General features: G+C 63.5%; 30 protein-coding genes and 1 riboswitch. Of the genes, 4 read left to right on the top strand and 26 right to left on the bottom strand.

The genetic code is table 11. The annotated features are described in order from the left end of the window. From FJ546_RS26115 to FJ546_RS26060, 12 genes are all read right to left on the bottom strand, one after another. The coding region (locus tag FJ546_RS26115; RefSeq protein ID WP_140891939.1) for a fatty acid desaturase at positions 1-826 on the bottom strand (826 nt) is incomplete at its 3' end. A gap of 84 nt (positions 827-910) precedes the next feature. Then, entirely contained in the window at positions 911-1,825 is a 915-nt protein-coding gene (locus FJ546_RS26110; RefSeq protein WP_140891938.1) for a sugar phosphate isomerase/epimerase, read from the bottom strand. A 58-nt stretch (positions 1,826-1,883) separates the two neighbouring features. Further along, the gene (locus tag FJ546_RS26105; RefSeq protein ID WP_140891937.1) at positions 1,884-2,972 is read right to left on the bottom strand and encodes a Gfo/Idh/MocA family oxidoreductase; all 1,089 of its coding nucleotides are present in this window, start codon (positions 2,970-2,972) and stop codon (positions 1,884-1,886) included. Positions 2,973-3,086: 114 nt separating this feature from the next. Then, entirely contained in the window at positions 3,087-3,530 is a 444-nt protein-coding gene (locus FJ546_RS26100) for a DUF126 domain-containing protein (protein ID WP_140891936.1), read from the bottom strand. Continuing rightward, positions 3,527-4,777, bottom strand: coding sequence for an aconitase X (locus FJ546_RS26095; protein WP_140891935.1), 1,251 nt, complete (start codon positions 4,775-4,777; stop codon positions 3,527-3,529). Before FJ546_RS26095 ends, FJ546_RS26100 begins: the two co-directional genes overlap by 4 nt. A 73-nt stretch (positions 4,778-4,850) precedes the next feature. Then, on the bottom strand, positions 4,851-5,915 hold the full coding sequence (locus tag FJ546_RS26090; RefSeq protein ID WP_140891934.1) for an ABC transporter ATP-binding protein: 1,065 nt from the start codon (positions 5,913-5,915) through the stop codon (positions 4,851-4,853). Further along, positions 5,915-6,703 carry an ABC transporter permease gene (locus tag FJ546_RS26085; protein ID WP_140891933.1) on the bottom strand — a complete coding sequence of 263 codons (789 nt, stop codon included), beginning with the start codon at positions 6,701-6,703 and terminating at the stop codon, positions 5,915-5,917. The genes FJ546_RS26090 and FJ546_RS26085 overlap by 1 nt, the downstream gene beginning before the upstream one ends. Continuing rightward, positions 6,703-7,572, bottom strand: coding sequence for an ABC transporter permease (locus FJ546_RS26080; protein WP_140891932.1), 870 nt, complete (start codon positions 7,570-7,572; stop codon positions 6,703-6,705). The genes FJ546_RS26085 and FJ546_RS26080 overlap by 1 nt, the downstream gene beginning before the upstream one ends. 67 nt (positions 7,573-7,639) lie before the next feature. Next, positions 7,640-8,701 (bottom strand): ABC transporter substrate-binding protein, encoded by a 1,062-nt coding sequence (locus tag FJ546_RS26075; protein WP_140891931.1) that lies wholly within the window; start codon positions 8,699-8,701, stop codon positions 7,640-7,642. A gap of 39 nt (positions 8,702-8,740) precedes the next feature. Next, on the bottom strand, positions 8,741-9,718 hold the full coding sequence (locus FJ546_RS26070; RefSeq protein ID WP_140891930.1) for a PfkB family carbohydrate kinase: 978 nt from the start codon (positions 9,716-9,718) through the stop codon (positions 8,741-8,743). Continuing rightward, the gene (locus FJ546_RS26065) at positions 9,715-10,743 is read right to left on the bottom strand and encodes an ADP-ribosylglycohydrolase family protein (protein ID WP_140891929.1); all 1,029 of its coding nucleotides are present in this window, start codon (positions 10,741-10,743) and stop codon (positions 9,715-9,717) included. Before FJ546_RS26065 ends, FJ546_RS26070 begins: the two co-directional genes overlap by 4 nt. 3 nt (positions 10,744-10,746) lie before the next feature. Continuing rightward, positions 10,747-11,472: a GntR family transcriptional regulator gene (locus FJ546_RS26060; protein WP_140891928.1), complete on the bottom strand. Its 726-nt coding sequence runs from the start codon at positions 11,470-11,472 to the stop codon at positions 10,747-10,749. 138 nt (positions 11,473-11,610) lie between these two features. On the opposite strand from FJ546_RS26060, the gene FJ546_RS26055 reads away from it, so the two are divergent. Further along, positions 11,611-11,868: a hypothetical protein gene (locus tag FJ546_RS26055; RefSeq protein WP_140891927.1), complete on the top strand. Its 258-nt coding sequence runs from the start codon at positions 11,611-11,613 to the stop codon at positions 11,866-11,868. 274 nt (positions 11,869-12,142) lie between these two features. Here FJ546_RS26055 and FJ546_RS26050 read toward each other — a convergent pair whose 3' ends face one another. The 6 genes from FJ546_RS26050 to FJ546_RS26025 form a co-directional block, all read right to left on the bottom strand. After that, positions 12,143-12,307: a DUF3309 family protein gene (locus tag FJ546_RS26050; protein ID WP_095774020.1), complete on the bottom strand. Its 165-nt coding sequence runs from the start codon at positions 12,305-12,307 to the stop codon at positions 12,143-12,145. A gap of 445 nt (positions 12,308-12,752) precedes the next feature. Then, positions 12,753-13,289 (bottom strand): isoprenylcysteine carboxylmethyltransferase family protein, encoded by a 537-nt coding sequence (locus FJ546_RS26045; protein WP_246686968.1) that lies wholly within the window; start codon positions 13,287-13,289, stop codon positions 12,753-12,755. A 332-nt stretch (positions 13,290-13,621) separates the two neighbouring features. Next, the gene (locus FJ546_RS26040; protein ID WP_140891925.1) at positions 13,622-14,638 is read right to left on the bottom strand and encodes an ABC transporter substrate-binding protein; all 1,017 of its coding nucleotides are present in this window, start codon (positions 14,636-14,638) and stop codon (positions 13,622-13,624) included. Next, positions 14,631-15,398, bottom strand: coding sequence for an ABC transporter ATP-binding protein (locus FJ546_RS26035; protein ID WP_140891924.1), 768 nt, complete (start codon positions 15,396-15,398; stop codon positions 14,631-14,633). The genes FJ546_RS26040 and FJ546_RS26035 overlap by 8 nt, the downstream gene beginning before the upstream one ends. Further along, entirely contained in the window at positions 15,395-16,144 is a 750-nt protein-coding gene (locus FJ546_RS26030; RefSeq protein WP_246686973.1) for an ABC transporter permease, read from the bottom strand. Before FJ546_RS26030 ends, FJ546_RS26035 begins: the two co-directional genes overlap by 4 nt. A 112-nt stretch (positions 16,145-16,256) precedes the next feature. Next, complete coding sequence (locus tag FJ546_RS26025; RefSeq protein ID WP_140891923.1) at positions 16,257-16,865, bottom strand: YkoF family thiamine/hydroxymethylpyrimidine-binding protein; 609 nt, start codon at positions 16,863-16,865, stop codon at positions 16,257-16,259. Next, positions 16,856-16,969: riboswitch (TPP riboswitch) on the bottom strand. It overlaps the preceding gene by 10 nt. Before the next feature lie 193 nt (positions 16,970-17,162). Between FJ546_RS26025 and FJ546_RS26020 the strand changes: the two genes are divergently transcribed. Next, the gene (locus FJ546_RS26020) at positions 17,163-17,471 is read left to right on the top strand and encodes a hypothetical protein (protein WP_140891922.1); all 309 of its coding nucleotides are present in this window, start codon (positions 17,163-17,165) and stop codon (positions 17,469-17,471) included. 79 nt (positions 17,472-17,550) lie between these two features. On the opposite strand, the gene msrA is transcribed toward FJ546_RS26020, so the two are convergent. Then, a complete protein-coding gene (gene msrA / locus FJ546_RS26015; RefSeq protein WP_019859281.1) occupies positions 17,551-18,069 on the bottom strand; it encodes a peptide-methionine (S)-S-oxide reductase MsrA in 519 nt (172 codons plus the stop codon). 174 nt (positions 18,070-18,243) lie between these two features. Continuing rightward, entirely contained in the window at positions 18,244-19,791 is a 1,548-nt protein-coding gene (locus tag FJ546_RS26010) for a glycosyltransferase family 39 protein (RefSeq protein ID WP_140891921.1), read from the bottom strand. Positions 19,792-19,987: 196 nt separating this feature from the next. Between FJ546_RS26010 and FJ546_RS26005 the strand changes: the two genes are divergently transcribed. Next, on the top strand, positions 19,988-20,695 hold the full coding sequence (locus tag FJ546_RS26005; RefSeq protein ID WP_140891920.1) for a hypothetical protein: 708 nt from the start codon (positions 19,988-19,990) through the stop codon (positions 20,693-20,695). An 88-nt stretch (positions 20,696-20,783) separates the two neighbouring features. Here FJ546_RS26005 and FJ546_RS26000 read toward each other — a convergent pair whose 3' ends face one another. Together FJ546_RS26000 and FJ546_RS25995 are read right to left on the bottom strand one after the other, a co-directional pair. Next, positions 20,784-21,224, bottom strand: a complete 441-nt coding sequence (locus FJ546_RS26000; protein WP_246686967.1) for a GNAT family N-acetyltransferase — start codon at positions 21,222-21,224, stop codon at positions 20,784-20,786. 394 nt (positions 21,225-21,618) lie between these two features. Next, entirely contained in the window at positions 21,619-21,837 is a 219-nt protein-coding gene (locus FJ546_RS25995) for a hypothetical protein (RefSeq protein ID WP_140891918.1), read from the bottom strand. 218 nt (positions 21,838-22,055) lie between these two features. On the opposite strand from FJ546_RS25995, the gene FJ546_RS25990 reads away from it, so the two are divergent. Further along, on the top strand, positions 22,056-22,292 hold the full coding sequence (locus tag FJ546_RS25990; RefSeq protein WP_095203861.1) for a hypothetical protein: 237 nt from the start codon (positions 22,056-22,058) through the stop codon (positions 22,290-22,292). Between the two features lie 99 nt (positions 22,293-22,391). On the opposite strand, the gene FJ546_RS25985 is transcribed toward FJ546_RS25990, so the two are convergent. The 4 genes from FJ546_RS25985 to FJ546_RS25970 form a co-directional block, all read right to left on the bottom strand. Beyond that, the gene (locus FJ546_RS25985) at positions 22,392-22,709 is read right to left on the bottom strand and encodes a hypothetical protein (RefSeq protein WP_123167549.1); all 318 of its coding nucleotides are present in this window, start codon (positions 22,707-22,709) and stop codon (positions 22,392-22,394) included. A 103-nt stretch (positions 22,710-22,812) separates the two neighbouring features. After that, complete coding sequence (locus tag FJ546_RS25980) at positions 22,813-23,007, bottom strand: hypothetical protein (protein WP_140891917.1); 195 nt, start codon at positions 23,005-23,007, stop codon at positions 22,813-22,815. Next, on the bottom strand, positions 22,992-23,231 hold the full coding sequence (locus FJ546_RS25975; RefSeq protein ID WP_140891916.1) for an ABC transporter permease: 240 nt from the start codon (positions 23,229-23,231) through the stop codon (positions 22,992-22,994). The genes FJ546_RS25980 and FJ546_RS25975 overlap by 16 nt, the downstream gene beginning before the upstream one ends. Further along, positions 23,228-23,428: a hypothetical protein gene (locus FJ546_RS25970; protein ID WP_140891915.1), complete on the bottom strand. Its 201-nt coding sequence runs from the start codon at positions 23,426-23,428 to the stop codon at positions 23,228-23,230. Before FJ546_RS25970 ends, FJ546_RS25975 begins: the two co-directional genes overlap by 4 nt. Position 23,429 lies beyond the last annotated feature (1 nt).

Here is a 23,429-nt window from a genome sequence, read left to right as displayed (position 1 = left end):
GTTTGACGGGGTTCATGTAGACGGTGCGGGTGTTGAGCTGGTGGTCGACGACATTGTCGGCCAGCCCAATATGCTGCAGCAGGCCGGTCGTCACCATGTGCCAGGTGCCGTAGAGGCGCGGCAGGCCGACCAGCACCAACGGCATCCATGACCCCAGCGCGATCGCGAAAGCGATCGTCGCAATGTACACGGCCACGTGCCAGCGGGCGGCGACGACAGCCTTGTGCTGTTCCATCTCGGGGATGTAGCTCTTCTCCTCCTCCGACAGCGAGCCGAAGGCCTGGCGCACCAGCGTCGGCAACGAATAACGGAAATCGAGAATGCCGGTGAAGGCCAGCGCCGCTTTCAACAGGTCCGGCGGGCGCATGACCGCGATCTCGGCGTCGCGGCCGACAATGATGGTGTCGGTGTGGTGGCGGGCATGGCTCCAGCGCCATTGTACAGGATTGCGCATCAGCATGAAGGAGGCGATGTGGTAGACGACATCGTTCATCCAGCGCGTGCGGAAGGCCGTGCCATGGCCGCATTCGTGCCAGCGCGAGTCGCTCGACGAGCCGTAGAGCACGCCATAGACGAACAGGAACGGCACCACCCACCACGAGCCCCAGAACCAGACGATGCCGGCGGCCGAGCCGACGATGGCGGCGAGCCAGAGGATGGTGTCGCGGATCGCCGGACCGTCCGAGCGCTGCATCAATTCCTTCATCGCCTTGCGCGGCACGTCGGTGTGGTACCATTCGGCCGAGGCCAGGCCGGTCTCGATCGCCCTGCGCGTGCTTTCGCCGACCAGGCTGTAATCGCGCTTCGTCTTGGCCGCCGTCGTCATCGTCGCCTCCCGCCCGGCCTCGAGAGCATGATGCCAAAAAGAGTGAAGCGGTTTTTGGACGACATCATGCTCTATCTCTTTGATTTAAAGGCCGTTGGCGCGGAATTTTCCGTCGAGGAATTTTTTCGCGCGCGGCACGTCATCCTCGGTCAGATGCTCGATGATGACAGGGATGTTCGGGTGCTTTTTGCTGAGCCGCTTCAGGTAAAGGTCATAGTTGAGCGAGCCGAGGCCGGGCGCCGGCAACTCGATCTCGCCGACGCCGCGGAACGTCAGGCCCTCATGCGCGTCCTGGTCTCCGATGTCTGCGTGCTTTTCCGACTTGTCGCTGCCTGAGCGCTTCACATCCTTGGCATGCGCGATCCGGATCTTGTCGGTCAGCGTGTCGAACACCTGGTTCAGCACCTGGTCCATGCGGTCGATGTTGTGCGCCTCGAAGTAATTAGTCGGATCCATCAGCAGGCCGAGGCCAGGATGGTCGACCTGCGCGAACATCTTCACCGTCTCCTCGACCGAGCCGACGACGTTGTTGACATAGGTTTCGAGCAGGAAGACCGCGCCATGGTCATAGGCGGTCTGGGCAAGATCCGAAATCACCTTGCGGCATTCCTCGAAACCTTCCTCGGTCTTGTTCCTGGGGTGATGCACCCAGTCGGACTCGGTGTTGTAGGTCCCGGTCTCAGAGATGACGTAGGGCGAACCGAATTCGCGTGCGTTGCGGATGATTTCCTTGAGATAGCCGACGCGTTTCTCGCGCTCGGCTTTGTCGGGATGGATAATGTTGGTGTAGCCGGAGATGCAGCAGACCGGCAGATTGTGATCACGGAACGTATCACGCACTTTTCTGGCCTTGTCTCGGGTGACCTGCCCGGCCGTGAGATCGATATTCCGGAAATGCAGGTCGAGCTGTACGGTGTTGAAGCCGAGCGCGCGGATGCGCCTGGCGGCCTCATCGAGTTCGTAGGGAAAGTAGCCGGTGAAGATCCCTGCCTGCATCATGATGTGAACTCCTCCCGATAAGCGATTCAGCCGCCACGCTTATTGCGCGGTTCCGTATTCAGTTGGTTGAGATTTCAGAAAGCCTGACGGTACGGCCTTGCGCCATCGAGCGGTAGCCGGCCTCGACAAGCGCCATGGTCTTGACGTTGTCGGCAACGGAGAGGGCCGGTGGCGTGCCGGTCTTCACCGCATATTGCAGCTGCTCCATCACGCCGATGAAAGCGTGTGGAAACCACATCGTGTCCCAACTGGGCGTCACCCACTCACCGCCTGTCGTCTCGGTCGAGGCATAGGTCAGCGTTGAAGCGACGCCCGTCGGCCAGCCGATCGTGCCCTTGGCGACACCCTTGGTGCCGTCGACACGCCAGTTGATGTGCTGGTCGTCGCGATAGCCCTGCTCGCGCGGGCCGGACCAGACATCTTCCAGCGAAACGGCGAGCACCCCGGAGGGGAAGCGCAGCGTCGACACGGTGATGCCGTCCGAATGGTCGAATGTCGTGCGCGGATCCTTGCGCGTCAGCGTCGTGATTTCCTGGGGATCGCCGAACAGAAAGCGCAGCACATCGAGATGATGCACGCTCATGTTGGCAAGCGTCAGCCGGTCGTAATCGGCAAGAAAAGCCTGCCAGTGCGGAATCGCATGCATGTCGATCTGCGCGAAGACGATGTCGCCCAGCGCACCGCTGTCGATGATCTGCTTCAGGACGCGCATCGACTGGTCGTAGCGCATGTTCTGGTTGACCGAGAGGATCCTGCCGGACCCTGCCGCCTCGTCGCGCAGTTCGACGGCTTCCTCCACCGACAGTGCCAGCGGCTTCTGCGCCAGGATCGCCTTGATGTGTGGCTGCTTCAGCGCGTGGCGGATGAGAGCCGGCTGCTGGTCGGGCGGAAAGGCAAGGTCGACGATCTCGACCTCGGAGTCCTCGATCAATTGCTCCGGCGTATCGTGAAGGATCGGAATGTTCCAGCGCCTGGCCACCTTTTCGGCGCTTCCCTTCGTCCGCGAGGCGATCGCAACCACCGGGAAGCCAGCTTGCGCGTAGGCGGCGAGATGGCATTCGGCCATGATCATGCCCGCACCGACGCAGCCGATCCGGTATTCCCTGCAGCGAACCTTCACATCCGGTTCGAAATCCGTGCCTGCCATCCATTCCTCCCTGGAGGACAGCATATAGCGCCATGGCTTGCCGGTCAGCCAAGGCCAGCACCATCATTTCCCATCACCGTGGTGATCGGCGACACCAATCACTGGGGGCAGTGTCTATTGGGCTTTATGGATGACCGCCTCGCCCTCCTCACCAACACGAACGGTGATCCTGTCGCCGGAAGCAATCCCCGCAATATCACATACCACCAGCGGCATACTTTCCCCGTACAGAAACTCCGCTACAATGGCCCCCACCGCCAGGATCGGATCCGGCCGCTCCAGGAGAATGCCAGCCGGCGCCGTACCCCGGCGGATCGCTTCGGCCAGGACGGAGGATGAGGAGGACGACCCTCGCCCGCTTGGCATGACCAGCATCTTGCCGGCGACATTCTGGCCCAGCCCAGGATGCGAATGGTCGATGATTTCCCCCGTCTCGGCGTCAATGCCGCCCCAGAAGCTAAGCGGCTGCGAGAACACCAAAGCCGGGCCATCGGCCTCACCGGCGAGTTGAAAAGTGCCTAGCCGATCGACGGCGTCCTTTACAACTGGTTGCGTCATGAGGCGCCCCGCACGACATGTCCGGCCGCCGCGGAGCGGATGCAATCCTTCATCTCGGCAAAGGCGACGGTCACGCCGATATTGCCCGGCGCGTAATGCGCCCATTTGCCGGAATTGGTCATCACCACGCCGTCGAGGCGCTCGAGGATGGAGGTGACATAGGTGCACGTATCGGCGACCGGGATCAGGCCGAATGCCTCCATGCCGGCCAGCGCTCCTTCCTCCTGCAGCCGCGTCAGCGTCGCGCGTCCGGTGTTGACATAGATCGGGATGCCCTTGCCCGGCGCTGCCTCGCGCAGCATGGGCAACAGGCGCGTCCACTCCTCATGCGAGAAATGCGGCGTGCCCAGCGACACGGCGGCAAGTGGCGCCCCGTCGGCCACTCCGGACAATCTGGACAGCGCATGGTCGATGTCTGTCCGGGTGATGCGGATCGTCTCATCCGGCGCGTGGCCGTGAAACGCTTCGTCGAGCGTGTTGGCCTCCGGCGTGATGCCGACCGCATGGAACAACGCCACGGCACCGGTCGTCGCGGCCGCCGCGCCAAGCGCCTTCAGCTGATCCTCGTCGCGCGGCTGCGGCAGGCCGGCAATGACCGGAATGCGGTCGCCACTGACTTGTCCGACGATCAGCCCGACGCTGACGAACAGGCTGTCGCTCGGTTCGGCCTCGGCGATGTCCAGTTCGAACAGGATGCGGCCGCGCCGGTTTTCGCTGAGATGCAGGCCCCAGGCCGGTGCGCGCCCGGTCATGGCGCAGCACAGATCGATGAAGTCACCATAACGGTTGGTGCGCGCGCCGATCACCGAATTGGCGAAGACGATGGCATTGGATTCGCCCCAGGCGACCTGTTGGCCGAATTCAGGCCGGAACCGCGTCTGGTAGGGCGCGCAAGTGAAGGTCGGCTGGCAGCCAAGCTCCAGATGCGCCTTCATCAGCCGCCGCGCCGGCACCTCTTCCGCCGCCGGCATCTTCACCATGCCCGGATGGATGAGGTCGAACGAGCCGACATTGAGCGTCGTCGGCACCTGCACGCGCCCGCCGCCCTCGACCAGCCGTTCGACGAAATCCAGCCCGGCCTTGCCATGATAGAGACAGCCGTCGATATGGGCACCGCTGATGTCGAGCAGGCCGCATGCGCCGATGGCGTTGGAGAACGCGACGAGGATTTTCATGGCGGCGGCCGTCGAAGGGCCCTGCTCACCGTCGAGCATGGATCGGTCTCGCGTCATCAATTCTAACGTCATCGGAAAACTCCGGACTTATGCCCGGCTATGCTGTTCCCTATTGTCCCCTGTCTGGCAAGAGCCGGAGTGAGGATCAGCTCGCAGCAATCAGCACCGTGCTCTCCGGCGACCAGCGCAGCACCACGTCCTGCCCTTCCGCCAGCCGGTCGGCGCCGGTGTTCTGCACGATGACCTTCAGCGTCTGGCCGGCGCGCTCCACGAAATAGGTGCTGTTGTTGCCGGCGAAGATGCGTCTGGAGACCTGGCCCTTCAGCATGTTCGCATCACCGTCCACAGCCCCGGCATCGGTGCCGATCCGAATGCGCTCGGGCCGCACGGCACAGCTCGCCTTGGCGCCGGCGGCAAGCGTCGCACCCGCGCCCGCGGCAATCGCCGTACCGTCCGGCAGGCGGATACCGTTGCCGGTCGTATCGCCGCGAAAAATGTTGGCGTCGCCGAGGAAGGTGGCGGCGAATTCGCTTTTCGGCCGATCGTAGATCTCCTCCGGCGGCCCCTCCTGCACCAGCCTGCCGTCGCGCAATATGCCGATGCGATCGCTCATCGTCAGCGCCTCTTCCTGGTCGTGGGTGACGAAGATGGTGGTGATGCCGATCTCGCGCTGGATGCGCTTCAATTCGATCTGCATGTCGACGCGCAGCGCCTTGTCGAGCGCGCCGAGCGGCTCGTCGAGCAGAAGCACGCGCGGCTTGGTGACGATGGCGCGCGCCAGCGCCACGCGCTGGCGCTGGCCGCCGGAGAGCTGGTGCGGCCGGCGGCCGCCGAGCTTGCTCAACTGCACAAGGTCGAGCGCGCGCTGCACTTCGGTCGCAATCACCGCCTTGGCCTCGCCCCGCACCGAAAGGCCGAAGGCGACATTGTCGGCGACGCTCATATTGGGGAACAGTGCATAGTTCTGGAACACCATGCCGATGCGCCGCTTCTCGACCGGCACCCGCTCGACGCTCTCGCCGCCGATGGAAATGCGGCCGGAGTCAGGAAAATCGAAGCCGGCGATCTGCCTGAGCAACGTGGTCTTGCCGCTGCCCGACGGACCGAGCAGCGCATAGAAGCCGCCATCGGCGAAATCGATCGAGACATCGTCCAGCGCCTTGTGCGCGCCAAAACTGCGCGAGACGTCAGATACCTGCACGCCGGCCATTATTTCTCTCCGCCGAATTTGAAGAAGCGCGCCGTGAGCAGCATCAGCGCCATCGACACGACAATGATGATGGTCGAGACCGCATTGATCTCGGGCGTGAACCCTTTGCGGATCGCGGCATAGATTTCGACCGGCAGCGTCGTCTGGCCGGGGGTCGACAGGAAATAGGACACGACGAACTGGTCGAACGACACGGCAAAGGCAAACAGCCCGCCGGCGATGACGCCCGGCATGATCCAGGGCAGCGTGACACGAACTGTGACCTGCCACTGATCGGCGCCGAGCGAGCGCGCCGCCTCCTCCAGTTCCGGCGCGAAGGTCTGCAGCCGCGCCGAGACGACGACGATGACATAGGGCAGCGCCAACGCGACATGGCCGAGCAGAATGGCGAACAGGCCGCGTCCGATGCCGACGCCGAAGAAGAAGATCAGCATCGCCGTGCCGGTAATCAGCCAGGGAATGGCGATCGGCGGGAAGAGCAGCGCCTGCAGGATCTTCTTGCCGCGAAATTCGTAGCGGAAGAGCGCCAGCGACGCCGCCGAGCCGAGCACCACGCTGATAATGGTGGTGAGGACTGCGATCTCCAGGCTGTTCCAGGTCGCGGCAATCAGCTGGTCGTTCTGCCACAGCGAGGCGTACCACTCGGTCGTCCATTCGAACGGCAATTGGTAGAAGGGTGAGACGTTGAACGACATCAGCGTCATGATGATGATGGGCAGGTAGAGGAAGGCGAGCAGCAGCCCGATGTACAGCCGGCCAAGTCCTTCCAGGATGCGGGTCGTCGCCATCACGCAGCCCTCCGCAGCACCGGCGAAGCGATCGCCAGGATGACCAGCACGACGGCGAGCAGGATGAAGGATAATGCCGCCCCCAGCGGCCAGTTAAACACGGCGACGAACTGGTCCTCGATCACGGTGCCGTAGAAGGTGCCAGTGCGCCCGCCGAGGATGCGCGGTTCCATGAACGAGCCGACGACGGGCACAAATATGAGCGCGGCGCCGGCCACAAGACCTGGCATCGACAGCGGAATGATCACCCGCTTCAGCACCTGCAGCCGCGAGGCGCCGAGCGAGCGCCCGGCCTCGATCAGCGAGTCATCGATTGCCTGCAAGGTGAGATAACAGGTCAATACCATGTAGGGCACATAGGAGTGCACCAGCCCGATGATGACGGCCGGATAGGAATACATCAGATCGATGTTGATCTTGAACGGCAGCACGGCGTTCAGTGCCGTATCGAGGATGCCGCCTTCGCGCAAAACCATTGCCCAGGAGAAGATGCGCACCAGCCCGTTCGACCAGAACGGCAGGATGACGAGCAGGAAGATCGCCTCGCGGCTACGCCCCTTCAGCACCTTGGCGAGCACGTAGGCGGCGGGATAGCCGATGACGATGCACCACAGCGTCACTTCGAGGCCGAGGCGCAGCGAGGCGAGCAGCAGCGTGAGATAAAGGCTCTGCGAGAAGAAGGCGGCATAGTTGCCGAGCGTGAAAGCCCAAGGCTTTCCCGACAGCGGCAGGTCGGTCATGAAGGAGAAAAAGACCATGGCCGACAGCGGTAGGAAGATCGCCACCGTCAGCCAGAGATAGGCCGGCGCCAGCAGCGGCAGAGCCGATCTCAACCCGCTGCGCGATGCGGTCGCGCTTTGTGCCGCCATGCCACCCTCCTCCCCAGGATTGAAAGGACCAGCCGGCGCGAACCGCCGGCTGGTTCGGACGTGCGTTTTATTTCACGTCGACCTTGAGCTGCTGCCAGAGCGCAAGATAGGCCTCGCGCTGGGCGTCGGTGATCGGCGCCTGGAACTGGATGCGCTTGGCAACCTCTGGATCGCCCATCACCTTGCGGTTGAAGGCATCCTGCGGCAGCGCCGCCACGGCCTTGGTGTTGGCAGACACAGGGGCGCCGACCTTGGTGACCCATTCGACGTAGAATTTCGGGTCGATCATCCAGTTGATGAAGGCCTGCGCGCCCTCGACATTCTTGGAGCCGACAGGAATGGAGAAGGCATCCAGCCAGGCGACAGCGCCTTCCTGCGGAATGACCAGCGAAACCGGCAGCTTGAAATGCGTCTTGGCGCGATCGGCCGAGCCGCTCCAATAGGTGCCGATGTCGATCTGGTTGGAGGCGACCATCTGGTTCCAGTCGTTCTCCGAGCTCCAGAACGTCTTGATCTGCGGCATCAGCGAGGTGAGCTTCGTCTTGACCGCATCCATATCCTTGATGTCGTTGATGTTCTGGCCGGTGGCGATAGCGCCGAACTGCACCGCCTCGACGGCGTCGTCGCGAATGACGACGCGGCCCTTATGCTTGGGATCCCACATTTCGGCGATCGACGTCGGTGGCTTGTCGAAGGATTTTTCATTGATGGCGAGCGCGGTCAGGCCCCACACCCATGGCACGCCATAGACCTTGCCGTCATGGTCGAGCATCGGCGAACCGGCCTTGTCCTTGCTGATGTCGGCATAGTTCGGCAGTTTCGACGTATCGATCGGCTGGATCAGTTTTTCCGCCATCGCCTGGTCGTTGAAGGCGGCGTTGATCATGACCACGTCGTAAAGCCCCGGATTGGTCCGGATCTTGGTCAGCATTTCCTGTTCGGAATTGAAGAAGTCGTTGACGACCTTGTTGCCGGTCGCATTCTCGAAGGCGGCGACCGCCCAGGGCTCGTCGGCGCCGTAGCCTTTCCAGTTGAGCACATGCACTTCGGCGGCACTGGCGGCCAGCGTGAGTGCGGTGGTGAAGACGGCGGTCGCCGTCAGCAGGGCAGTCAATCTTGGCATGCGCATGTCGGTTCCTCTCTTTGTTTGCCCGCTTGGCGGGGCTTGTCAGGCTGTCTGATTGGCCTTCTGGTTCTGGCCCGGCGCGCCGGTAGCGGCGGCCTGGCTCAGGAAAGTCTGGATTTCCGCATCGGTCGGCGCCGATGAGCCGCCATGGCGGGTGACCGAAATGGCCGCCGCCGCATTGGCGTAACGCCCCGCCTCGAAGGGCGGCGTACCGCGCGCCAACGCACTGACGAAAGCGCCGATATGTGTGTCGCCGGCGCCGTTGGTATCGACTGCCGTGACCTTGAAGCCGGTAATGGTCTGAGCCATGCCGTCGGCCAGCCTGATATGGCAGCCCCGGGCCGCCGAGCGGATGACGACGCCGGCGGCCCGGGGGCAATGGTCGGCAAGAAGCCGCGCCGCCAGGCTCTCGACGTCACCGGAACCGGCAATCTCAGCGGCCTCCGCCGCGTTGCAACTGAGCCAAGTGGTGCGGGCGAGCACGCGCGACAGGATTGGATGCGGAATGTCCGAAATGATCGGCGTCGGGTCAAAGACGAACGGCGTTTGCGCTGGAAGCGCCTCGATCCAGTCTGTGAGCGCGTCGCGGCTGCCCGCATAGCTCAGCGTATAGCCAGAGGAAAACATCCAATCGCCCGGCGCCACCGATACGGGCGCCATCATGTCGAGGGTGAGCACACTTTCTGCCCCCGGCCACGAGACGAAAGTGCGTTCGGCATCGCTCGATATCATGGCGACGCAATTGCCGCTGTCCATCGCAAGCGATGGCGGCGTCAGCGCCTCGATGCCCTCTGCGGCGAAGGCGGCGCGCAGGAAATCGCCGTTCGGCCCGCTGCCGAGCTGGCCGCCGAACACCACTGTCATGCCGGTGCGTGAGGCCGCGACCATCATGTTGAAGCCGCCGCCGGCGACCTGGGCAAAGCTCGATGCCGTCTTTTCCGAACCCGGCGCCGGCAAGGCGTCGATGCGGTAGACATAGTCGACCACCGCGCTGCCGATATGGACGAGGCGCCCTTTCACGCCGCCGCGTCCTTGCCGGACCGGGTCTTCGCCACCCTTGCCGCCACGAGATCGGCGGCAAGCGCGCGCACCTGTGACATGTCGATGCCGACAAGCCGGGCGATATGCTGCTGCGGCAACAGTGAAAAGCCGGTGCAGGCGCCGGCCATACCGGCCGCGATGGCGCCGATCGTGTCGGTGTCGCCGCCGAGATTGGCGCTGATCACAGCCGCTTGCCAGGGATCGCCCCCGGCGACTTCCAGCACAGCGAAGGCGGCCGGAACCGATTCCTGGCTGGCAACGCCGGTGCCGACCAGGTCGGTGATCAGCCGGATCGCATCCCCGGTCACCTTGCCGCGCACCAGATCCTGCGCCCAGACGATACGCGAGGCGATGTCGCCGCCGGTTACCCAATGGCCAAGTGTCGCCCCTCGCCTCGCCGCCGCGACGGCACTGTCGGAGGCGGCTCGCCAGTCACCGCCGGAAACGCCACGGCTGACAGCGGCCGCGACCGCTGCCGCCGAGGCTATGGCGATCGAGGTGTTGTGCGTGGCGCGGCAGGTCTCGGCCACCTTGGCGACGAACGCGTCGAGTGGCTCCAGCGGCATCATGATGCCGACAGGCGCGATGCGCATGGCAGCCCCATTGGTGTCCCCGCTGCGCCCTGCTTCCTCGGCCGGCACGCCCTTGTTGATGGCGTCGATGGCGCGCTTGGTCGACGGTCCCAGCAGATCGTAGCTGCCGCGCGCCTTGACCTCGCGCTCCCAGTCGAGCAGCGCGTTGACCCAGCGCGTATGGTCGAAGCGCTCGCCTGAAACAACCAGGATGCGGCCGAGCAGCAGCGCCTGTTCGGTATCGTCGGTGACGGTGCCGGCCAATAATCCCTTCGACACGGGATGCTCGGCGAAGGGCGCGACGAAATCGTCGACATGGCCGTAGAGCTCGGCGATGCGCACCGGTGACAGGAGCTGCGTCGGCATGCCGAGCGCGTCTCCCAGCGCCCCACCGACAAGGGCGCCCATGGCGCGATCAAGCGTGTCCGGCATCGCTCAGAACCTCATATGCAGCGCGAAATGCGCCGGATTGAGCAGGCTGGTGACATATTCGATCGGCCGGTCGTCGGCCGCACGCGTCAGCCGCCGCCCGCGCAGGAAGGGCGTGCCTTGCGGGCAACCCAGGATGGCCGCGTCTTCGGCGTTGAGCATCTCGATGCCGACCCATTCCTCGCCATGGTCGGGGATGAGGCCGGCGCCGCGCAGCGTCTGGTGCAGCGATCCTTCGCGCAGACCGCGCAGCGGCACATCCTCAAGCTCCGGCGACAGCGGCAGGCGGCTGCGCTCGATGGAAATCGCGTGGCCATCGCTGGCATTGGTGCGCACACGGTCGACGGCGATGAAGAAGGGGCTTTCGATCTCCAGCAAGGCAGCGAGATCGGCGTCTTCGATGACCTCCAGCCGCAGCGTCCTCGTTTCGGCATTGGCGCCGGCATTGGCCAGCGCCCGCGACCAGCCGATCGCGTCATCGACCGGCTTGCCGTCGAAGGTGACGAAGGAGCCGATGCCGACCTTGGTGGTGATCAGCCCGCGGCTGGACAGTTCCTCGAGGCCCTTGCGGACCGTGTTGCGACTGACGGAGAAGCGCTGGACGAGCTCGTTCTCGCTTTGCAGGCGGTCGCCGAAGCCGAGCATGCCGGAACGAATTTCATGTTCCAGAACAGTCGCGATCTGCTCGGGCTTGCCCGTGCCGGGAGACAGTTGAACCATGCGCCGCTTCATATGCATACCTGTTCAGTGAACTTGTATAGTCCTGTTCAATATCTGACTGTAAACCCCCTGTCAATGCGTTGCCGAGACAGATCAAACAGACCGCCTTTGTTCCCGGTAGTGTGGTAAGTTCCGCGTTGAAGGAGCCGCATGTCCCATTCAACACAGCATAAGAATCCCAAGCTGATCGTCGTGGTTGCGTTCGACCGCGGCGAGGACGGTGAATTATTTCCGGCCTTCGGCCCAGCCGACCAGCAGAGCGAAGACCGCGCCATACGCACCGCCCGAGCTCTGGCGGCGAAGCATGTCGGCGTCATTGCCTGGAGCCGCGATGCCGACCCGACACTTGGCGACTACGGCCCGCCGACCACGCTGTTTGTCAGCGGCGATGTGCCGGATATGGAGTAGCGGGTCGCTGTCAGGATTTTGGGCCGAGCCAGATGCCGGAGACCGGACCGGTGACCCCGGCAAAGCCCGCTCCGGGACACCGGGGCGGGCCTTGGAGGAGGATGAAGGGGTGGGACCCTCTCCTCTTGGTTCCACGGGGGATGTGGACCGAAATCACCATACCCCAGTCCCACGTGACGGCGGATCACAAGCCGGGTGGCTTGCATCACAATCCGGTGCGCCTCGGCCCCGACAAGGTCACGAGATTGCGATCATCCCGGCGGCCTGCAGGCAGCTAGATGCGCCCCAGTACGACGAGGATGATGATGATCAGCAGCACAAGCCCGAGCCCGCCGCCGCCATAGTAGCCGGTTCCATAGAACGGCCCGCCGCCGAGCCCGCTAAAGCCGCCAAGCAGCGCGAGGACAAGAAGGATGATGAGTATTGTGCCTAAGGTCATGGGTTCCCGCTCCCGTAGGCGCTGGTGCGCCGGTTTCGAACACCGTCAATTGCGGTGTTTCGAAGATGAGAACGTTCGAGCCGCCTTACCGTTCCGCCCCTAATGTTCGCCGGCGAAGGAAGGATCCGATATCCCGATAGAAACGGGTGGGAATTGACAGCGCCCGACACGCGGGAAGCCCGCCCGAGCGACGGGCTTCCGACCGGCCGGAGGTCAGACCGTCAAAAGCCTCGCGCCGATTGCGCACGTCCATTCCTGGCGCCCCTGGCTTCGGCGACGGGCGATCAACAGTCAGATCGCGAAGCCGTCAATCACCGACATACATGCCAGCAACGTGGAGAGGCGCTGAACCCGCAAATCAAGGCGATCGATGGCAACGGACCGGTATGGCGACCGACCGATCGCGGACCGGCCGCCCCAGCCTCTTCAATCGACAATCCTGCCCTCAGAACAGGCGGTAGAACAGCCTGTAGCGCACACGTTCCATGTAAGCGCGATACTCCGGCTCGGCAGCCAAAAGGGCCTCCTCGCGCAGGATACGATACAGCTGCATGTAGGTGATGACCGCATAGACAGCGAGGTTGTGGAAGGAAAAGGCCGACAGCAGATAAAGCACATGGCCGGCGAGGTAGCCGGCATAGATCGGGTGCCGCACAATCCGGTAGGCGCCGCCCGTCATCACGCCGCGATTGCCAGGCAGGATGGCGAAGGAACGGCCAAGCGATATCTTGCCCCAGATGACAAACAACAGCGCAACAAACTGCAGCGGCGCGGCGAAATAGACCGGAACAAGCGCTATGCCAGGCTGAAGGCTGATCAACGCGACACCGAAACTGGCGGTCACGGAGACGACGACAGTAAGCGGATTCCAGTCACGCGTCACCGGACGCCGCGACAGAAGCAGCCAGGTGAAAGTGAGGATCTCGGAAATCGCCACCAGCGCGGCGTTGATTCGGGTCGGGTCCTCCACGACCTGGGACATGCCGCGATAGACGAACAGCCCCGCGCAGGCCAGGGCACAGAGGCGAAAGAAGCCTTCGCGCAGATCAGCCAGTATGTCACGCCTTCGCGCGGCGGAGAAAAATCCGCCCTCATTATCATGCGAAAACGCTTCACTTTTTGACGTGAGCAACGCAAACACCCCGATGATCCCTCGAAGCGACCATTGCACGCAACCATTGCCGGGGGGTTAACCGGAACGATCGGATCGGCATCAAACGGGGCAACTCCTGCGAAAGCATGCGGGTGCGGGACGCCCCCGCATGCGAACCTGACGGAACAGGCCGTCCGCTACCGGGTGATGCGTATCCAGCCTCATCCCAAATTCAAATTTACGAAATACTTCGTGAAATCAGGGCGTTGCGTCAGGACCTTACCATCGGCGTCGCGCAAGATGCCCGCTTTGAAGAGATAGTCGCCGATGGCGTCCATCTTGGCCGGATCCATCGTGCCGATGACGCCATTCTCCGCGCGCAGATAGTGCCCGTCGATCAGCGCCTTCAGCGAAGCCTCGATCAACGCCGGATTGGTCAAGGCATCCTTGTTGGCGGCGATCAGCAGCGCGGCGGCTTCGGCTGGATGATCGACGGTGAACTGATAGCCGCGCCGCGTTGCCTGGATAAAGGCCGACGCCAATGCCGGGTTTGCCTGGAGATACGCCTGGCTCGAGGAGATCAGCGTCGTATGCTCGTCGGGCACACCGTAGTCGGCATAGACGAAGCTGCGCTGCTTGATGCCTTTGAGTTCGGCCTCGACGCCCTCCCAAGTCGAGACTTCGAGCGTGAAGTCGACAGAGCCATTGGCCAGCGCTTCATAGGCGGAAGTGCCGAGCGTCACCGTTTCGAAATTGCCCTTGCCGCCGTCGTGGCGGATGATGGTCGAGATCAGTGCGTTTTCCCAGGCGCTGCCGAAACCGCCATAGGTCAGGCCGTCAAGGTCCTTCGGACTTTTGATCTCGCTGCGCGCCGCATTGAAGACCACGCGGCCGGTTTCCGACTGCACCACGGCGTAGACGGCCTTCAAGTCGGCCCCGGCGGTCTTCTGGGTGAACAGGCTGATGGTGCCGTTGATGCCGAAATCGGCAACGCGGTTGGCGACGAGCGTGCCGGCGCCGGTGTCACTATAGGGCAAAATGTCGACCTCGAGGCCGGCCTCGCGGTAAAATCCCTTGTCGCGGGCGATGAACAGCCCGATGTGGTTGGTGTTGACAGTCCAGTCCAGCGCGACGTTGACTTTTTGCGTCGCGGCGAAGACGCGGCTCGCTCCAGCGATCAGCGGAACACCGCTGGCAAGGGTGAGCAGCAAAGCCTGCCGGCGTGTCAGATCAGTCATGGTCATGTCCTTTGGATGGTTGGGGGTTGAGCAAGATGTCGAGGATCTCGGCCTCGAGTGCGCCGGCCTGTTGCGCGGCGGCGCCGGTCGGATCGCGCGGACGCGGCAAGGGCACCGTGATCTCGCGCAACACACGGGCCGGGCGCGCCGACAGCACATAGATGCGGTCGGACAGGAACACCGCCTCGCGCACATCGTGGGTGATCAGCAGCGCCGTCCAGCGATGGTGCCGCCACATCTGCTCGAGCCAGCGCTGCATGGACGCGCGGGTCAGTGCGTCGAGCGCGCCAAACGGCTCGTCGAGCAAAAGCATGTCGCGCTCCTGCACCACCGTGCGCAAAAGCGCCGCGCGCTGGCGCATGCCGCCGGAAAGCTGTGCCGGAAAATGCCGCTCGAAGCCGGCAAGCCCGAACTCGGCAAGCAGCGGCGCGACCCGCGCCCGCGCCGCCTGGCGTCCGACGCCCTGCACTTCGAGCCCGAGTGTCGTGTTGTCGAGGATGCGCCGCCACGGCATCAGGCCGTCGCGCTGCGGCATGAATGCGAAATGCCGGCCATGGTCGTCGAGCGGCATGTCATCGAACAACATCTCGCCTTCGCCATGCTCGGCACCCGTCAGAAGCTGGAACAGCGTCGACTTGCCGGCACCCGAAGGCCCGAGGATCGAAACGAATTCGCCGGCACCGACGCTGAGCGAAATATCGGCGAGCACGTCGAGCCCGCCAAACGCCTTGCGCACATGCCGCAATTCGAGCCGGCTCATCGCCCCGGCCCCTTCCCTGCCGGCCGACGGCCGATCCGTTCCCAGGGCATGGCGAGGTGCTGCAAGAGCGCCGTCAGCCCAAACAGGATCAGCGTGAGCGCGGCACTGACGCCGACCGCGGCCAGCACCAGATCGGGGCGGAAATTGTTCTTGGCGTTGAGCATGTAGATGCCCAGTCCCTTGGCCGCACCGGCATATTCGGCGAAGATGGCGCCGACCACGGCATAGGTGATGGAGATCCGCAGGCCGGCGAAGAAATAGGGCAGTGACGAAGGCAGCCGCGCCAGAACGAAGACACGCCAGCGCCCTGCCCCCATGGCGCGCAGCATCTGACCGATCTCCACCTCGGTCGCCTCGTAGCCCTGCACCAGAGCCACCAGCATCGGGAAGAAGGTGACCAGCGCCACCAGCATGATCTTTGGCGTCAAACCGAAGCCGAACCACAGCACCACCAGCGGCGCGATGGCCACCAGCGGCAAGGTCTGGCTGACGATGACGACAGGAAACAGCGCCCGCCGCAGCGGCTGGAAGAAGTCGACCAGCATAGACAGCGCGAAAGCGGCGGCGAGCGAGCAGGCAAAGCCGATCAGCGTGGCGCGGATGGTGGGAATGGCGTTGTCGATCAGCGCCTCGCGATTGAGCATCGCCTGTTCGAAGACGCGCGACGGCGCCGGCAGGATCGTCGGCTTGATGCCGGAATAATTTGCGTAGAGTTCCCAGGCCACGAGCAGCAACCCGACCGACATCACGGCCGGTGCTGCCTTGGCGAAGAGACCCGCGAGCTGCCGCGGGCGGCTTGACGACGATGAGACCACGAGACGATAACCTTGACGGGCGCGCGCCGAAGGCGCGTTCTGTTCAGACAGCGGTGGGGCTGTTGGCGGAAACCGTGACGTCAAGGGTTACGTGGCCGGCGCCCGGCCCGAAGCGGCAGAAGGCTTCATTCAGCGCCGAAAAGATCGCGCCGGTATCGCCGCGCAGTTTGGTGCAGAAGTTCTTGGAGCGATCGTAGACGCCGGACTGTTTCAGGAAATCGATGCAGCCATAGATCTCATCCATGTGGTCGCCGGTGCCCATCACATAGAGCGAGAATTGCGCAGCCGCCGACTGGCCGGTGGCTGCAGCATTGCGCACGGCGGTGATGGCGGCTTCCTTGCGCGGCTCAAGCGGCCCGGCAGGCCCGCCAAACGCTTCGGAGCGGCAGATCGGATCGTCCGGCTCGCCAGGACAGCCGCGCGAAATGGCGGCCGACAGCACGCAATGCTTGCCGCTCCGCGCCGCCGCCACGAACAGGTCGCGCAGCGCCGGGAACAACACTTCGGGTGGCCCGACCAGCAAGGTCGAGATGTCGTCGGTCTCGATACGGAGCCTGTCCCGGTAGGGGTCGAGCGCGCCAAGCGCGCCCAGGATGACACCGACGAAATCGTCGGCCATGGGATAAAGGGAAATCTGTGCACCTGAAAACATCGCCCGCCTCGCTCCGCTGGTATTACCCAGATCAGCTTCTAGGGTCTGTGGGCTTGCCGCCCCCGTCTCAGCCCCGACCGTACGGAGCACCCCTGTGGATGGCCGCGTTAAAGCACCATTCGAACGGAAGGGGAAGCCGTTTTTTCAGCGCACCGGGCCAAAAGCGTTGCACCAGCTCTCGCCATTGAGTGACGCTGGCGATGCCGCGCAGTCGGAATTTATGGGGAACCTTCGCCAAGCCGAGAGGTTTTCCCAACAGTCGCAACGCGACGAGTTCACAGAAATGGAGACAGAACCATGTTCATGAAAATCCTCGCAGCTTCGGCGTTCACCGTTGCGCTTGCCACTTCCGCGATGGCGCAAAGCAACACCGCAAACGGCATGGATGGGTCCGCCGGCAGCGGCCGGTCAGTGACTGTAAACCCGAGCACTCCGGCTTCGCCCGATACGGTCGATCCGGCAATTACCAACAGCACGACCATCGCGCCGGGCGACATGAACTCCGATGCGGATCGCAATTGCCCGACCAATCCGCAAGGCGCGCAGTCCGATGCCAACGGCAACGCGACGGCCCCCACCGTGAACGACAACAACTGCGGCAAGTAAGTGATTGCCCAAACTGAAAAAGCCGCCGGACATCCGGCGGCTTTTCGATATCATTCCCAACGATGCCTTTGCCCAATCGTTAGGATGCGGCCTTCTCGCGAACCGGCAGCTTCCAGCCCGGCCTGACGAAGTGGCAGGTGTAGCCGTTTGGATATTTCTCCAGATAGTCCTGATGTTCGGGCTCGGCCTCCCAGAAGGCACCGGCCGGCGCGACTTCCGTGACGACCTTGCCTGGCCACAGGCCGGAGGCATCGACATCGGCAATAGTGTCTTCCGCGACGCGCTTCTGTTCGTCGCTCGTATAGTAGATCGCCGAACGGTAGCTCATCCCGACATCATTGCCCTGCCGGTTGCGCGTCGTCGGGTCGTGGATCTGGAAAAAGCGCTCCAGCAGCGTGCGATAGCTGATCACGGCCGGATCGAAATTGATCTCGATGGCTTCGGCATGGGTGCCGTGGTTGCGATAGGTGGCGTTGGCCACATCGCCGCCACTATAGCCGACACGCGTGGAGATGACGCCGGGATAGCGCCGTATCAGATCCTGCATACCCCAGAAACAGCCACCGGCAAGCACTGCGCGTTCGGTCGAAGTCGCCATGTCACGTCTCCTCAAAAGGCAATTCCGGCTCATGCGAGGGTTTCCCGCCCGAAATTGCGCAGACAAAATCGGATTTCCCAATAGATGGGCATTGTCGTCCGCTTCGTCCAGTCGCGTGGAAACAACGCGGCCACGAACGAACGATATCACGACGCGGTCGGGGATCGAACCGTTTCAGTTGCGCGGATGCCGGGCCCGGCTGTCGACGGCAAGCTGCGGATAGAGCGTGCCGGGCGGAATGGCAGCAAAGCTGATTGCCAAAGGCGGCGCTGTGCGCGACCAATTGAAAAGAACGGTCTTGACCGGGAGGTTGCCCAGCCATGTCCGCAACTGCGGCGGCACGTCATGCCCTGGCCAAACCATCAGCATGCCGTGGTCGCGCAAACGCTGCCTGGTGATCCAGGGCGCGAACCGGGTATCAAGATCGGTGAAGATCGACGGCTTGTCATAGGCATTGAGGCCCGCCAGCATGGCCACCTGGGTATCGCCGCCGACAATGTCGAGCCGGCCGGGCGCCGCCGCGTGCCAGACCGCCTCGGCCTCGTCCGCGATCGGCTCCGCCGGCCAGCAGACGGCGTCCAAGCGCCCCCGCACATTGCAGCCCGTCCAGCGCAGCGCCGCGTAGGCGCCCGATATGGTGATGATGCAGAGGAACGCGCAGATTGCCAGCCTTCGCATCTCGATGGCGCCGAGCCGGTGGCCGAGGAAGGCCAGCACCGTGACACCGACAAGATTGTACATCGGCGCGCCCCAGGACTCGCCGGTGCCAGTGAACAACGAGGCCACCATGATCAGGGTCGCGGGGCCGAACCCCATCCACACGAGATAGACCAGAATGCTGCGCTCGACGGGCACTTCGGGGGCGGTCGAGCGCCGCAGCAGGCCTGATATCGCCAGCACCAGAAGAAGGCCGGAGAGTCCGGCCATCTGGACACCTATGTAGTAAAGGCGCGCCCGGTGTTCGGTCACCCATTGGTCGCGGGCGGCGAAATAGGTCAGCGGCAGGAAATCGATGCGGTAGAGCGCGATGGCCAGCGGTGTGGCAACGGCGAGAAAAACGGCAAGGCCGAGCCATGGCCAGGGCGTCGCCAGCCGGCTGCGCGCGCGTGCGTCGCGCAACAGCCAGAGCGCGCCGAAGGCAAGCAGCAGGCCGGTGGAGAACTTGGCATAGAGCCCGACGCCCGACACCAGTCCAAGCGCCAGCCACCAGCCCGGCCCGCCGCCACGGCCGGCGCGCCAGAGCAGCCAGCAGATGGCAGCCCAGAACGGCATCTGCGCGTAGTCATGATTGAATTGCGGGGTCGGCCAGCCGAAGAAATAGACCGACGGCATCAAAAGCACGGCGGCCAGCGCACGGCTTTGCCCGAGCATGTCGCGGGCCAGCAGATAGACCAGGACGAAGGTCGACGAGATCGTCAGCTGGGCAACCAGATATTGCGGCCAGCGGAACGATCCGGTCAGAAGATGGCTGGTTTCGAGCAGCCAGCCTGGAAGCTGTGGGTGCTTGTAGGTCAACAGCACCCATTCGCGGCCCCACATGAAACCTTCCACCACATCGCCGGGCGGGGCGGGATCGATCAGTGCCGGCACCGCCGTCCAGCACAGGATCTGCACTAGGCACAAAAGCGCCAGCAAATACCAGGGATGGCGAAGCAGGCCGGGCCATACCGATGACGAGTCGAGGCCGGCGGCAGTCAGCCCCGCCGGCGCCCAACCATCCATGGAGTCATCTATTCCCACCATGCCGCGCTTAAACCACATCGTCCGGTTTGCCGAACAGCCCCCACATCAAAGCTTACGAAAAAGTATACTTGCAGGCCATTGCAAGACCAAGATTGGGCAGGAATTTCGGCGCTCTGTTGCCCTCCCCCGGCAGAACAGCCGCCATTTGATCCAGTCTGAACATCCCGGATATTCGATGCGTCACCAGCATGCCGTCATCCACCATCGCGCGCTCGACTTCTGGCTGGCACGTGCGGCAGTCCTCGTCATCATCTGTTTGCAGCTCCTGGTGATCAACGATCTTTCGTTCGGCCCGCGCTGGCTGGCGCCGGCGCTGGAGGCCGCCCTGCTCGTGCCCCTGTCCGTCGCCACCGCCTGGACACAGGTCGCCAGCCAGAAAGCGGTCGAGGAGGAGCACTGGTATCTGGTCGGCCGGTTTCGCGTCATCATCCGCAGGACGGCGCTGGTGATGACCGGCGTCGTCAGCGTCATGAATTGTGGTTCGCTGGTGTTCCTGGTCCGCGCCTTGCTAGTGGGCCATGCCGGCTCCACCGGCCAGACGCTGCTGATCGACGCGCTCAACATATGGGTCACCAACGTCATCGTCTTTGCCTTGTGGTTCTGGAGCACGGACCGCGGCGGGCCGCCGACATGCGGCCTCGTCAATCGCGCCCATTCCGACTTCCTGTTCCCGCAAATGACCTTGAACGACCGCGAGATCCGCGACTGGCTGCCGGGCTTCGTCGATTATTTCTTCCTCGCCTTCACCAATGCGACGGCATTTTCGCCGACCGACACCTTGCCGCTGTCGCAGCGCGCCAAGCTTTTGATGATGGCCGAGTCGATAATATCGCTGCTGACGATCGCACTGGTCGCCGCCCGCGCCGTCAACATCCTCGCCTAGGCCCAGAAACGCAAAATAGCCCGCCCGGCGAACCGGAGCGGGCTATCGGATGGTTTGCGCCCAAAGCTGGAGCGCGAGGTCGACGATCTCACCCCCAATCCGCGCCGAGATCGCGTTCGAAGACCACCTGGTCGCGCAGCGGAATGCCGTTCACAAGCAAGCCTTCGGGGTAACCGGTCGATGGCCCGAACGCATCCTGCACGATGCGAGACATTCGGAAGCCCTGTCTTTGGTAAAATCGCAAATTGCCGATGTCGGCGGCCGCGGTCGACACGATCAGGCGCCGGCCGTAGCGCTCGCGGCAGCGGGTAATTGCCGCCGCGACAAGGGCACGCCCCAGCCCCTCGCTCTGTCTTGCCGGACGGACCGCCAGGCTCTTGAGCTCGAAGACACCGCCCTCGCCTGTCTCGATGAGCTGCACGTGGCCGATGATCCTGTTGCCCTCCCGCGCGACCAGCACCTCGCCCTCATCGATATAGCTGGAAACCTGCGTGGGGGAATCGTCGGCAAGGGCAAACAGCGGCAGCAATATTTCGCGGTCCCCTTCATATCGTTCAATCTGCATCCGTAACCCCGGGCTGGATCAACGCCGCCGCGAGTTCGGCAACCTTGCATCGGGATATAGCAGTGGCCGGGCGGGCGCCACAAACGCAAAAAGCCCGCCTCGGCGCGGACCGAGGCGGGCATTGGCTCGATCGAGCCGTCAGGCGCGAATTCTCGGACGCAGGGCAAGCCTTCTTAGGCAGGAATGAACGTGAGGATACTGGCCGTCGATCGCGCCCCGCCGCGTACAATCCGTCACCCAAACCAGCCAAACGTAAGGCTAACCACCAAGACCGCGATGAGGATTGAGAGCGGCACCGCCATGAACAGCCCAGCTTCTAATAATCGGGTTTCCTTGTCACTGAACATTAAGCCCTGCCTCAACAAGCTTCGCTCGGATAGAAGCTGCGAAGCCTGTTTCCGTTCTGAATACCAGCGACAAGCGATCCACGAGCGATTTGGCTTAACGTGGTTGCCGCCATGTATTTTGCAATGATACGGGGGGCCAGCGCATCATTCGATTGGTGCCCCATTCCGCGCACCAGCAAAGGCGTTTTGGGAGCGATTTCAGCGGAGGCTAATTGAATCGCGGTTTTCAAGGAGCGAGCAGCTGTCGAAAGGCCCGCCGGCCGGAGCCAGCGCCTTGCCCTTCCTTCGTTCGCACGTTTCGCTGATATGAGCAGGGGTGCATACATCTTCACCAGTCGGCGCTGCCATCTCAAGGCCCTGCCGGTCAGGCCCAGTGGCCTTCCGCTGCCAGTCCCCACTAGCAACCAAGCCGCTGGGCCGCAGGCATGATTTGCGCCACATATGCGGCATGAAGGCGCTGAACAGAAGGTGTTGCTCGATGCTCCGGACAGACAATGGCGCGGCACTGAGGCTTTCAGATTTTGCCGATCCCAACGATGCAGTAATTGCCGCAATCGAGCTCTATGGGCCGGAAGCGCAGACCGCAGCGGCCTACTGCGCCATGGAAGCACACTTCGCCGGGCGACTGGCCGATTTCCGCCTCTGGTGCGAGGTCTTTCGCGTCTTCAAAACCAGATTCCATTGAGAGGCAAACATATCGGAGTTGCACAGCCATCAGCGCGTTCTCGCAGTGCAGCCGCACGAAGCAACCATCGGAAATACGGAAGCCCGCTTCTGCGGCCCTTCAGTCTTCCGTCGCCGGCTTGAACTTCCGCACGATCACCTCGAACAGAATATCCGAAATCCACATCGCGCAGACGCCGATGAGAAACGCCGCCGCCAGCGTCGTCGTGTCGTCATTGGCCAGTGGCAGGCCCGTGGCGCGGGAATACTGGACCACCGGCAGCGTCAGATAGGCCGCGGCCAGCGCGCCGCAGATCGGCGAAGCCACCATTTCGCGCAGCTTGTAGCGGTGCCGCGACAAAGCGCGCAGGACACCGCCGGCCAGACCGGCGACGACGACCGGTCCCTTGATGCCGAGCAGGTCGAAGAGATCGTGCATCATTTCATCGCCCTCGCGACAAGGAAGCCGAATACCGATCCGGCGCCGAAAATGACCAGCCCGGCAAGCAGCATGGCCGCGTCCAGCGGAAGTGCGACGACCGTCATGGCTTCCACCCGCACAGTCTTTCGCCCTTGCGGTTGTGCGCCAGCAGCGCCTTGACTTCGGCGTCCGACAACGCGTCGACTGCGGTCGCCGACAGGCGCAGCGGGCTGGATACCGCGCAGAATCCGCCCTTGACCGTGGTACAGCCGGCCAACACGGCCAGCACCGATACTAGCATCAATCCTTTGCCCATGATTTGAGCTCCTTTCGCGCGGTGGCTGCGGGCAGCGCGCCGATATCGTTCTGGACCTGGCCGGCGATGTCGTGTGCAGCGGCTTCGGCGGCGGCCTGCCGGGCACGCTCGCTGCGCTCGCCGGCAAGCCGCTGGCGAACACCCCAGCCGAACGCCGCGAGGATGGCGGCACTGATGCCGAGAAGGGTCGGGTTGCCGAGCAGGAATGTCAGAAGCGCACTCATCGGTTCGGCTCATCCTTGACCAGATAGCCGATGGCAAAGACCGCGATCGGCAGAAGCGTTGCCCATGTCTCGGCGTCGTACCAGGACGGCCAGAAATTGCGCACGAAGACGCCGCAGACCGACATGGCCGCGGCGGCGATGGTCGCGGCCGTCAGCTTGTTGGTCGGGCGGATGGTCAGTTGGGTGATGGTGGCCATG

This window comes from Mesorhizobium sp. B2-4-19 (assembly GCF_006441315.1).
Lineage (GTDB): Bacteria > Pseudomonadota > Alphaproteobacteria > Rhizobiales > Rhizobiaceae > Mesorhizobium.
This window is presented reverse-complemented; position numbering and strand designations above follow the sequence as displayed.

Excerpts from the sequence above, each read along its gene's own strand:
- FJ546_RS26110 (WP_140891938.1), bottom strand. The coding sequence starts at position 1,825 with ATGATGCAGGCAGGGATCTTCACCGGCTACTTTCCCTACGAACTCGAT.
- FJ546_RS26105 (WP_140891937.1), bottom strand. The coding sequence starts at position 2,972 with ATGGCAGGCACGGATTTCGAACCGGATGTGAAGGTTCGCTGCAGGGAA.
- FJ546_RS26100 (WP_140891936.1), bottom strand. The coding sequence starts at position 3,530 with ATGACGCAACCAGTTGTAAAGGACGCCGTCGATCGGCTAGGCACTTTT.
- FJ546_RS26095 (WP_140891935.1), bottom strand. The coding sequence starts at position 4,777 with ATGACGTTAGAATTGATGACGCGAGACCGATCCATGCTCGACGGTGAG.
- FJ546_RS26090 (WP_140891934.1), bottom strand. The coding sequence starts at position 5,915 with ATGGCCGGCGTGCAGGTATCTGACGTCTCGCGCAGTTTTGGCGCGCAC.
- FJ546_RS26085 (WP_140891933.1), bottom strand. The coding sequence starts at position 6,703 with ATGGCGACGACCCGCATCCTGGAAGGACTTGGCCGGCTGTACATCGGG.
- FJ546_RS26080 (WP_140891932.1), bottom strand. The coding sequence starts at position 7,572 with ATGGCGGCACAAAGCGCGACCGCATCGCGCAGCGGGTTGAGATCGGCT.
- FJ546_RS26075 (WP_140891931.1), bottom strand. The coding sequence starts at position 8,701 with ATGCGCATGCCAAGATTGACTGCCCTGCTGACGGCGACCGCCGTCTTC.
- FJ546_RS26065 (WP_140891929.1), bottom strand. The coding sequence starts at position 10,743 with ATGCCGGACACGCTTGATCGCGCCATGGGCGCCCTTGTCGGTGGGGCG.
- FJ546_RS26060 (WP_140891928.1), bottom strand. The coding sequence starts at position 11,472 with ATGAAGCGGCGCATGGTTCAACTGTCTCCCGGCACGGGCAAGCCCGAG.
- FJ546_RS26055 (WP_140891927.1), top strand. The coding sequence starts at position 11,611 with ATGTCCCATTCAACACAGCATAAGAATCCCAAGCTGATCGTCGTGGTT.
- FJ546_RS26050 (WP_095774020.1), bottom strand. The coding sequence starts at position 12,307 with ATGACCTTAGGCACAATACTCATCATCCTTCTTGTCCTCGCGCTGCTT.
- FJ546_RS26045 (WP_246686968.1), bottom strand. The coding sequence starts at position 13,289 with ATGTCCCAGGTCGTGGAGGACCCGACCCGAATCAACGCCGCGCTGGTG.
- FJ546_RS26040 (WP_140891925.1), bottom strand. The coding sequence starts at position 14,638 with ATGACTGATCTGACACGCCGGCAGGCTTTGCTGCTCACCCTTGCCAGC.
- FJ546_RS26035 (WP_140891924.1), bottom strand. The coding sequence starts at position 15,398 with ATGAGCCGGCTCGAATTGCGGCATGTGCGCAAGGCGTTTGGCGGGCTC.
- FJ546_RS26030 (WP_246686973.1), bottom strand. The coding sequence starts at position 16,144 with ATGTCGGTCGGGTTGCTGCTCGTGGCCTGGGAACTCTACGCAAATTAT.
- FJ546_RS26025 (WP_140891923.1), bottom strand. The coding sequence starts at position 16,865 with ATGTTTTCAGGTGCACAGATTTCCCTTTATCCCATGGCCGACGATTTC.
- FJ546_RS26020 (WP_140891922.1), top strand. The coding sequence starts at position 17,163 with ATGTTCATGAAAATCCTCGCAGCTTCGGCGTTCACCGTTGCGCTTGCC.
- msrA (WP_019859281.1), bottom strand. The coding sequence starts at position 18,069 with ATGGCGACTTCGACCGAACGCGCAGTGCTTGCCGGTGGCTGTTTCTGG.
- FJ546_RS26010 (WP_140891921.1), bottom strand. The coding sequence starts at position 19,791 with ATGGATGGTTGGGCGCCGGCGGGGCTGACTGCCGCCGGCCTCGACTCG.
- FJ546_RS26005 (WP_140891920.1), top strand. The coding sequence starts at position 19,988 with ATGCGTCACCAGCATGCCGTCATCCACCATCGCGCGCTCGACTTCTGG.
- FJ546_RS25990 (WP_095203861.1), top strand. The coding sequence starts at position 22,056 with ATGAAGGCGCTGAACAGAAGGTGTTGCTCGATGCTCCGGACAGACAAT.
- FJ546_RS25985 (WP_123167549.1), bottom strand. The coding sequence starts at position 22,709 with ATGCACGATCTCTTCGACCTGCTCGGCATCAAGGGACCGGTCGTCGTC.
- FJ546_RS25980 (WP_140891917.1), bottom strand. The coding sequence starts at position 23,007 with ATGGGCAAAGGATTGATGCTAGTATCGGTGCTGGCCGTGTTGGCCGGC.
- FJ546_RS25975 (WP_140891916.1), bottom strand. The coding sequence starts at position 23,231 with ATGAGTGCGCTTCTGACATTCCTGCTCGGCAACCCGACCCTTCTCGGC.
- FJ546_RS25970 (WP_140891915.1), bottom strand. The coding sequence starts at position 23,428 with ATGGCCACCATCACCCAACTGACCATCCGCCCGACCAACAAGCTGACG.